We start from the raw sequence: 9,520 nt of genomic DNA, 5'->3' as shown, positions 1-9,520 counted from the left end.
GGCGGCGGGGGCGCCGGGCGGGGGCGCCGGGCGGGCACGGAGCCGAGAATGGAGGTGATGGCCGGACGCATCGAGGACTACGCCCTCATCGGCGACCTGCAGACCGCCGCCCTGGTCGGCCGGGACGGTTCGGTCGACTGGCTGTGCCTGCCCCGCTTCGACTCCCCCAGCTGCTTCGCCGGACTGCTCGGCGACCCCTGCCACGGCGCCTGGCGGCTCGCCCCCGCGGGCGCCGGCACCTGCCGCACCCGCCGCTACCGGGGCGACAGCCTCGTCCTGGAGAGCGAGTGGCACACCGCCGCCGGGCAGGTCCGGGTCACCGACTTCATGCCGCAGCGCGGCCCGGACGGGCGGCGCGCCCCGCAGCTGATCCGCGTCGTCGACGGCCTCACGGGCAGCGTCCCGATGCGCGGCGCGCTGCGGCTGTGCTTCAACTACGGGCGCGTCGACCCCTGGGTGCGGCGCACCGGACACCACCGGGTCGCCGTCGCCGGGCCCGACTCCGCCTGGCTGCGGGTGCCCGACGGCGTGCACACCTACGGCCTCGACGGGGTCACCACGTCCGATTTCACCGTCGCCGCCGGGCAACGCGTCCCGTTCGTCCTCACCTGGCAGCCCTCCCACCTGGCCACCACCCCGCGCACCGACCCCGACCGGGCGCTGCTCGACACCGTCTCCCGCTGGCAGCACTGGGCGGCCGGGTGCCGCTACCAGGGCGAGTGGCGGGCCGCCGTCCTGCGCTCGCTGATCACCCTCAAGGCGCTGGCGTACGCGCCCACCGGCGGGATCGTCGCCGCGCCCACGGCCTCGCTGCCCGAACGAATCGGCGGGGCGCGCAACTGGGACTACCGCTTCTGCTGGCTGCGCGACTCCTCCATGACGCTCTCCGCCCTCCTGCGCAGCGGGTTCCGCGAGGAGGCCGTCGCCTGGCGCCGCTGGCTGCTGCGCGCCATCGCCGGGGACCCTGGCGACCTCCAGGCCGTCTACGGGGTCGCCGGCGAGCGCGTGCTCGGCGAGACCACCGCCGACTGGCTGCCCGGCTACGAGGACTCGCGGCCGGTGCGGTTCGGCAACGCCGCCGTCGGCCAGCTCCAACTCGACGTCTACGGCGAGGTGGTGGACACCCTGCACCTCGCGCTGCTGGCCGGTCTGCCGATGGAGCGGCACGTCTGGATGCTGCTCCGGGCGCTCATGGCCTACCTGGAACAGCACTGGCGCGAACCCGACGAAGGACTGTGGGAAGTGCGCGACGGGCGGCGGCACTTCGTGCACTCCAAGGTGATGTGCTGGGTCGCCGCCGACCGCGCCGTCCGGCTCGCCGAGGCCACCGGGCTGCCTGCGCCGACGGAGCGGTGGCGGGCGATGCGCGACGCCGTCCACGCCGACGTGTGCGCCCACGGCTACGACCGGCGGCGCGGCGTCTTCGTCCAGCACTACGGGGGGCGGGGGCTGGACGCGGCCACCCTGTTCGTCGTCAAGAGCGGGTTCCTGCCACCGGACGACCCCCGGGTCGTGCGCACCGTCGACGCCGTCCGCGACGGGCTCGACCACGGCGGACTGGTCCGGCGGTACCGGGCCGGACGGTCCGGCGGCGGGCCTGGCCGGGACGGGTGGGCGGTGGGTGGGCTCTCCGAGGGCGGGCCCTCCGGGGACGGGCCGGCCGGGGACAGGCTCTCCGGGGACGGGCTGGCCGAGGACGAAGGCGCCTTCCTCGCCTGCTCGTTCTGGCTCGCCGACGCGCTCGCCGCCACCGGACGGGCGGACGAGGCTCGCGAACTGTTCGGGCGCCTGGTCGGGCTCACCAACGACCTGGGCCTGCTCTCGGAGCAGTGGGACCCGCACGCCGGACGCCAACTCGGCAACACCCCACAGGCGTTCAGCCACGTCGCCCTGGTCAACACCGCGTTCGGCCTGACCCGACCGGACTAGGCTGGGGCCGTGGACCCCAACCACTACCGCTTCCGGGGCACGTGGCAATTCGCCGCGCCCGCACGGGAGGTGTTCGCGGCGCTGGAGGACGTACGGAGCTACCCGCTGTGGTGGCCGGAGATCCGGGAGGTGCGGCAGACGGGCGAGGAGGAGGGGGAGGTGGTGGTGCGCGCACTGCTGCCGTACACGCTGGTGATCGGGCTGGAGGCGCGCCGCCGCGACCCGGTGGCGGGGGTGCTGGAGGTCGCCATGCGGGGCGACCTCGCCGGGTGGTCCCGGTTCACCGTCACGCCGGAGGGCGCGGCCCGCTGCCGCGTGCTCTTCGAGGAGGACACCCGCCCCGGCAAACCCCTGCTGCGCCGCCTCGCCCTGCCGCTGCACCCGCTGTTCCGGGCGAACCACGCGGTGATGATGCGACGGGGACGGCGCGGCCTGGCCCGGTACCTGGCGGCGGCGGGCGGGTGACGGCCGACGGGGTTCGGCGGACGGATTTCAGCGAACAGATTTCAAAATCTGTCCGCTGAAATCTGTTATCTGTCTTCTGTCATCTGTCAGCGATCAGCGGTCACTCGTCAGCGGTCACCCGTCTCACCGATCACTTGTCCGCCGGGAACAGCCACCTCCGCAGCCACCGCGTCACCAGCGGCAGCGCCGCGTACGTCATCAGCCCGCTGATGAGCGGCGCGGTGACCAGTGGGCGGACCGGCACCGGCAGGCCCGCGAGGTAAGGGCCGATCAGCACCGTGGACGCCACGACGAGCGGGGCGATCGCGAGCGTCGAGGCAACTGCCATCCGCCAGCGCACCGGCGGGCGGCGCTGCGCCGCGCCGGGCGTCGTGGCGAACCAGCCCTCCATGCCGAGGATCTCGTGCCGGTGCACCTCGTAGTGGTGACCGTCCGCCTTCTCGAAGCAGGCCGCCCGGGCCGGGGAGGCCTGCCAGGCGCGGAAGGCCCCGGCGTCACGGAAGTGCAGCAGCAGGTGCCAGGGTTCGCCCGGCCCGGCCGGGCGCAGCAGCCCGGTGCCAAGGTTGCCCTCGTGGGCGGACGCGGCGGCGAGGATGTTCTTCGCCCACGCCTCGAACGCCTCCTCGTAGCCCGGCTCGACCCGCCGGGCCACGAACAGCGTGACCTCGTCGCCCTGTTCGGTGGCCGTCTCCTGCGCCGTCATCGCCATCCGCACCGCCCGCCTCTCCCCCGTGCGCCTGCCGTTCGCAGGCCGCCCGGAGCATACGGCCCACCCCCCGCGCCCCGCCCGCCGCGCCCGAAGCGTGGGACGGGCCGGCTCCGCCGGGGTTAGCGTGGCGGCGCACGCCCGACGCCCCGGAGGCCCGCCGTGAGCCGCAGCCCGAGCACCCCGCCCCGCACGCCCTCCCCCGCCCGCACCGCCGCCACGCCCGACTTCGGCTTCGGGCGGCCCTTCGACCGGTCCGGGACCGGGAGCAGCAAGTGGGCGCGTGCGGCGGCGCCGGGGGTGATCGCCATGAGCCTCGCCGACATGGACCTGCCCGGCCCGCCCGCCGTCGCCGAAGCGCTCACCCGCCGGGCCCGGCACCGGGCGTACGGGTACACGGTGTGCGCCCCGGCCGGGCGGGAGCTGGTGACGCGCTGGTACCGGACGCGGCACGGCGTCGCGGTCGACCCGGACTGGGTGCTGCTCCTGCCGTTCGGCCCGCGCACCGCGATCCGGCTGCTGCTGGAGGCCGTACGCCCGGAGGCGCCCGTCGCCTTCCCCACCCCGGAGTGGGGCGGCTTCGCCCAGGTCTGCCGCGCGGCCGGCCTGCCGTACCGCGAACTGCCGCTCACGCTCCGCCCGGAGGACGGCTACCGCCTTCCGTCCGGTCTGCTTCCCCGCCCCACCTCCGTGGTGCTGCTCAGCAGCCCGCACAATCCGTCCGGCCGCGTCTGGCCCGCCGGGGACGTCCGCGCCCTCGCCGAGGAGGCGGCCGAGGCGGGCGCGCTGCTGGTCTCCGACGAGGTGCACGGCGACCTCACCCATCCCGGCCACACCCACCCCGTCGCCGTCACCACCGTCGACGAGCCGCTCCGCGCCCGCACGGTCACGCTCAACTCCGTCGGCAAGACCTTCAACGCCTCCGGCCTCCCGAGCAGCTTCGCGCTCGTGCCCGACCCGGCCCTACGCACCCGGCTGCTCGACACCATGGCGGGCTTCGGTTTCTGGGAGGGCGGCCTCGTCGAACAGGCCGTCCAGCACGCGGCGCTGAGCGAGGGCGGCCCCTGGCTGGACGCCCTGCTCGCCCACCTCGCCGCCGCCCGCGAGCGCCTGACCGACCTCCTCGGCCCCGCCGTCCGCTCCGCGCCGCAGGCGTCCTACCTGCTCTGGCTCGACGCCGCCGCGCTGGGGCTCCCCCCGGCCGCCGCCCGCCGGGCGCTCCTCGACCGCTGCGCACTGGAAGCCTCCGACGGCACCGAGTTCGGCGCCGAGTCCAGCACTGAGTCCCGCACCGAGTCCGGCCCCGGTGGCCACGGCACGCTGCGCCTGAACTACGCGCTGCCACAACCGGTGCTGGAGACCGTCCTCGAACGCCTCGCGCGGATCCGAGCACGGGCGTGAAGACCCCCGGGGCAACCCGTGAAAGCGCCGTCGGACTCCGCACGGAATACCGCCGAACGACGTTCACGGACAGTGCCGTTCACCCGATTGCACCGCCCCTGACCTGCAAAGACGAACATTCACGCGAATTTTGCGGGGCGCCCCCGCATGCTCCGTAGCAGACTGGGCAAAGTAGACCGGGCCGCAATCGTGATCCCGAGGATGGTAAGTCCGGTGATACCCGTATCCCCAACCACTCCGCCCGACCGGCAGAGCCCCCCGACGCCTCCGACCAAGGTCACCCCCTTGACGGAGTCGGGAGCGCGCAGCCACGTATCGGGGGTGTGTTTCAAGATCGGTCCGCCCCGGCTGGTCGGTGTCGAGGTCGAATGGTTCGTCCACGACGACCGATGTCCCAGCCGGCCCGTCCCCCCTGAACGGACCCACGCCGCCCTCCGTTCGCTGCCGCTCGGCGGCGAGGACGGCACATCGCTCCCCTCCGGTTCGCGCCTCACGCTCGAACCCGGCGGACAGGTCGAGCTCAGCTCCCCGCCCGCCACCGGCCTCCTGACCTGCGTCGACGACACCCGGCGCGATCTGACCGCCCTGCGGGCCGCGTTCGCGGCGCAGGGCCTGCGTCTCACCGGCACCGGTACCGACCCCCTCGCCCGCCCCCGCCGGATGGTCCTCGACCATCCCCGGTACCTCGCGATGGAGCGGCACTTCGACTCCGCCGGCCCCTGGGGCCGCATCATGATGACGGGCACCGCGTCCCTCCAGGTGTGCCTGGACGCCGGCGACGCGGACGGCCCGCACGCGGTGGACCGGCGCTGGCTGCTGGCGCACCGGCTCGGCCCGGTGCTGGTCGCGGCCTTCGCCAACTCACCGCTGCTGGACGGGAAGCCGACCGGCCACCGGTCCACCCGGCAGACCGTGTGGTCCCGGATGGACCCGACCCGCACGCTCGCCCCGGCCCCCGACCACGGCGACCCCCGCGAGGCGTGGGCCCAGTACGTGCTGGACGCCGAAGTGCTGTGCGTGCGCCGCCCGGACGGCCTGCCGTGGACGGCTCCGCGCGGCCTCACCTTCCGCGACTGGCTGCGCGGCGCCGGCGAACGCCCGCCCACCCTGGCCGACTTGGACTACCACCGCACCACCCTCTTCCCGCCGGTGCGCCCGCGCGGCCACCTGGAGCTGCGGATGATCGACGCCCAGCCCGGCGACGGCTGGGTGGTGCCCGCGGCCCTGGTCACCGCGCTGCTGGACGACCCGGTGGCCGCCGACGCCGCACTCGCCGCGCTGGAGCCGCTGGAGCCGTTGAAGGCGCCGGGGCCGCCGCGGGGCGCGGACGGGCCGCGCCCACCGCGCACCGACGTCTGGCGCCGGGCCGCCACCCTGGCCGTCGCCGACCCCGAACTGCGCCGCGCCGCGCTCGCCTGCTTCGCCGCCGCCGACGCCGCGCTGGGCCGCCTGCCCGGCGCCGCCCGGCTGCGCGCCACCGTCGCCGAATTCGCCGAGCGCTACCCCGCACGCGGCCGCTGCCCGGCCGACGACCAGCTGGACGCCCTGCGCGCCGGCACCCGACGCACTCCCCCGGAGGAGGCCGCCCCATGACCGACGTCCGACCCCCCGCCGAGGCTCCGGCGGGCACCGAGTCGCTGCGCGACGCCATCGCCGCCGAGCTGCTCGCCGCCCGTGCCCGCACCGCCGCCCTCACCGACTGCGTCGAGGACCACGACCTCACCGCCCAGCACTCGCCGCTGATGTCGCCGCTGGTCTGGGACCTGGCCCACATCGGCAACCAGGAGGAGCTCTGGCTGCTGCGCAACGTCGGCGGCCACGACCCGATGCACCCGGAGATCGACCCGCTCTACGACGCGTTCCAGCACCCGCGCGCCGAACGTCCCAGCCTGCCGCTGCTGCCGCCCGGCGAGGCCCGCGCGTACGCGCACGAGGTGCGCGGCCGGGTGCTCGACCTGCTCGCGGCGAGCCCGCTGGAGGGCGCGCCGCTGCTGGACGCCGGCTTCGCGTTCGGCATGATCGCGCAGCACGAACAGCAGCACGACGAGACGATGCTGATCACACATCAGCTCCGCAAGGGCGAACCCGCCCTGGCCGCACCCCCGCCACCGCCCGCGCCCGCGGACGCCGCCACGCTGCCTGCCGAAGTCCTCGTCCCCGCGGGGCCGTTCACGATGGGCACGGACATCGAACCGTGGGCGCTGGACAACGAGCGCCCGGCCCACGTCGTCGACCTCCCGGCGTTCCGGCTCGACACCACCCCCGTCACCAACGGCGCCTACCTGCGCTTCATCGCCGACGGCGGCTACGACGAGCCGCACTGGTGGACCCCCGAGGGCTGGGCGCACCGGCGGCAGGCCGGCCTGACCGCCCCGCTCTTCTGGCGGCACGAGGACGGCCAGTGGCTGCGCCGCCGCTTCGGCACGCTGGAGCCCGTCCCGCTGGACGAGCCGGTGCTGCACGTCAGCTGGTACGAGGCGGACGCGTACGCCCGTTGGGCCGGGCGGCGGCTGCCGACCGAGGCGGAGTGGGAGAAGGCCGCCCGGCACGACCCGGCGACCGGCCGTTCGCGCCGCTACCCCTGGGGCGACGGGAGCCCGACGCCCGACCACGCCAACCTCGGCCAGCGCCACCTGCGCCCGGCCCCGGCCGGCAGCTACCCGGCGGGCCAGTCCCCGTACGGCGTCCGGCAGTTGATCGGCGACGTGTGGGAGTGGACGGCGAGCGACTTCCGCCCGTACCCGGGCTTCCGGGCCTGGCCGTACGAGGAGTACTCGGAGGTGTTCTTCGGGCCCGAGTACAAGGTGCTGCGCGGCGGCGCCTTCGCGGTCGCGCCGGTGGCCTGCCGGGGCACCTTCCGCAACTGGGACTACCCGGTCCGCCGGCAGATCTTCTCCGGCTTCCGCACGGCCGCCGACGTCCCCGACCAGGGCGATGCCTGATGTGCCGCCACATCGCCTACCTGGGCCGGCCGGTGGCGCCCGGAGAGCTGCTGGTCGTGCCGCCGTACGCGCTGCACCGCCAGTCCTGGGCCCCGCGCACGCAGCAGCACGGCACGATGAACGTCGACGGGTTCGGCCTCGGCTGGTACGCGGACGGCGACGAGATCCCCGCCCGCTACCGCCGGGCCGGGCCGATCTGGGCGGACGCCGCCTTCGCCGACCTCGCCCGGGTGATCCGCACCCGGGCGCTGCTGGCGGCCGTCCGCTCCGCCACCGAGGGGTGCGCGGCCGGCGAGCACGCCGCCGCACCGTTCTCCGCCGGGCGCTGGCTCTTCAGCCACAACGGCGCGGTGGCCGGCTGGCCGGACAAGCTCGACGCGCTCGCCGGGCTGCTTCCCGCCGCCGAGCTGCTGGACCTGGAGGCGCGCACCGACTCCGCCCTCGTGTGGGCGCTCACCCTGCACCGGCTGCGCGCCGGGGCCGGGCTGGGCGAGGCGCTCGCGGCCACCGTCGCGGACGTCACCGAGCACACCACCGGGCGGCTCAACCTGCTGCTGACCGACGGCCGCTCGGTCGCGGCGACCACCTGGGGCGACACACTGCACCACCGCACCCTGCCGGGGGGCGGTCTCGTGGTGGCCTCCGAGCCGTACGACGACGAGCCCGGCTGGACGGCCGTCCCCGAGGGCTCGCTCCTCGTCGCCGGCGCCGAAGCCCTGGCCGGTGCCGAAGCCCTCGCCGGTGCGGAAACCCTGGCCGGCGCGGAAGCCGTGGCCGGCGCCGGAGCCCCGAACGGCCTCGACGCCACCGCCGCAGCCCTCACCGAAGCCGGACCGGACGGACCTCCTCCGGCGCCGGCCGTCATCGTCCGCCCCCTCCCCCGCCGCGGCTGAGCCCGCGCCCTACCTTCACCTTCTGAACAGAGGACCGCCCTGTCATGAACAGCTTTGACCTCACCAGGCTGCTCCCCGCCGACCACTTCAGCACCGCCTTGCGCCACGACGTGCAGCACGGCCTGACGTCCGAACCCAAGTGGCTGCCCCCGAAGTGGTTCTACGACGCGCGCGGCAGCGACCTGTTCGAGGAGATCACCAGGCTGCCCGAGTACTACCCGACCCGCGCCGAACGGGCCATCCTCACCGCCCGGGCCGGCGAGATCGCCGCCGCGACCAAGGCCCGCACGCTCGTCGAGCTCGGCTCCGGCTCCTCCGAGAAGACCAGGCTCCTGCTGGACGCCCTGAACGACCTCGGCACGCTGCGCACCTACGTCCCGGTGGACGTCAGCGAGAGCGCGCTCACCTCGGCCGGCGAGGCGCTCGCCGCCGACTACCCCGGGGTCGCGGTGCACGGCGTGCTGGCCGACTTCACCGCGCGGCTCGGCCTGCCGCCGGACGGCGCCCCGCGCCTGGTCGCCTTCCTCGGCGGCACCCTCGGCAACCTGCTGCCCGACGAGCGCGCCGGCTTCCTCGGCGGCCTGCGCGCCACCCTCGACCAGGGCGACCACCTGCTGCTCGGCACCGACCTGGTCAAGGACCCGGCCGCGCTGGTCGCCGCCTACGACGACGCGTCCGGGGTGACCGCCGAGTTCAACCGCAACGTGCTGAACGTGCTCAACCGCGAGCTGGGCGCCGACTTCGACCCGGACGCCTTCGAGCACGTCGCGCGCTGGGACGCGGAGCGGGAGTGGATCGAGATGCGGCTGCGCTCGCTGCGCTCCCAGACCGTGAAGATCCCGGCCCTGGACCTGCCGGTGCACTTCGACCGCGGCGAGGAACTGCGCACCGAGGTGTCGGCCAAGTTCCGCCGCGAGCGGGTGGCCGAGGAGCTGGCCGCGGCCGGAATGCGGCTGACCCACTGGTGGACGGACGAGGAAGGCCGCTTCGGGCTGTCGCTGTCCGCCCCGATGTGAGGCGCCCGGCGGGCGGCGCGGCGCAGCGGCGCGGCGGCGCAGCCGCCGTCGCGCCGCCCCCCGCGGGGCCCCCCCCGGCCCCAATTTCTTGTTGACCCTAACAAATATCGGAGCAAAAAGTTTGGTTCCCCGGGTTAAATAGTTTAAAGAACAAGGGGTTACATATCG

8 protein-coding genes are annotated in these 9,520 nt (G+C 75.1%); 7 read left to right on the top strand and 1 reads right to left on the bottom strand.

Annotated features, from left to right (window positions below; translation table 11 throughout):
- Window positions 1–57: 57 nt before the first annotated feature.
- Window positions 58–1,929 (top strand): glycoside hydrolase family 15 protein, encoded by a 1,872-nt coding sequence (locus ACFV4G_RS08695; RefSeq protein ID WP_380437947.1) that lies wholly within the window; start codon window positions 58–60, stop codon window positions 1,927–1,929.
- A 9-nt stretch (window positions 1,930–1,938) separates the two neighbouring features.
- Window positions 1,939–2,394, top strand: coding sequence for an SRPBCC family protein (locus ACFV4G_RS08690; protein ID WP_380437945.1), 456 nt, complete (start codon window positions 1,939–1,941; stop codon window positions 2,392–2,394).
- Between the two features lie 130 nt (window positions 2,395–2,524).
- Here the strand turns inward: ACFV4G_RS08690 and ACFV4G_RS08685 are convergent, their stop codons facing one another.
- Window positions 2,525–3,103, bottom strand: a complete 579-nt coding sequence (locus ACFV4G_RS08685) for an antibiotic biosynthesis monooxygenase (RefSeq protein WP_380437943.1) — start codon at window positions 3,101–3,103, stop codon at window positions 2,525–2,527.
- Between the two features lie 159 nt (window positions 3,104–3,262).
- Between ACFV4G_RS08685 and ACFV4G_RS08680 the strand changes: the two genes are divergently transcribed.
- From ACFV4G_RS08680 to egtD, 5 genes are all read left to right on the top strand, one after another.
- Window positions 3,263–4,501, top strand: a complete 1,239-nt coding sequence (locus ACFV4G_RS08680) for an aminotransferase class I/II-fold pyridoxal phosphate-dependent enzyme (protein ID WP_380437941.1) — start codon at window positions 3,263–3,265, stop codon at window positions 4,499–4,501.
- A gap of 321 nt (window positions 4,502–4,822) precedes the next feature.
- Complete coding sequence (gene egtA / locus ACFV4G_RS08675) at window positions 4,823–6,094, top strand: ergothioneine biosynthesis glutamate--cysteine ligase EgtA (RefSeq protein ID WP_380437939.1); 1,272 nt, start codon at window positions 4,823–4,825, stop codon at window positions 6,092–6,094.
- Complete coding sequence (egtB, locus tag ACFV4G_RS08670) at window positions 6,091–7,443, top strand: ergothioneine biosynthesis protein EgtB (protein ID WP_380437937.1); 1,353 nt, start codon at window positions 6,091–6,093, stop codon at window positions 7,441–7,443. Before egtA ends, egtB begins: the two co-directional genes overlap by 4 nt.
- Complete coding sequence (gene egtC, locus ACFV4G_RS08665; protein WP_380437935.1) at window positions 7,443–8,336, top strand: ergothioneine biosynthesis protein EgtC; 894 nt, start codon at window positions 7,443–7,445, stop codon at window positions 8,334–8,336. The genes egtB and egtC overlap by 1 nt, the downstream gene beginning before the upstream one ends.
- A gap of 44 nt (window positions 8,337–8,380) precedes the next feature.
- A complete protein-coding gene (gene egtD, locus ACFV4G_RS08660) occupies window positions 8,381–9,352 on the top strand; it encodes an L-histidine N(alpha)-methyltransferase (RefSeq protein ID WP_380437933.1) in 972 nt (323 codons plus the stop codon).
- Window positions 9,353–9,520 lie beyond the last annotated feature (168 nt).

The organism is Kitasatospora sp. NPDC059747 (assembly GCF_042732955.1).
Classification (GTDB): domain Bacteria; phylum Actinomycetota; class Actinomycetes; order Streptomycetales; family Streptomycetaceae; genus Kitasatospora.
This window is presented reverse-complemented; position numbering and strand designations above follow the sequence as displayed.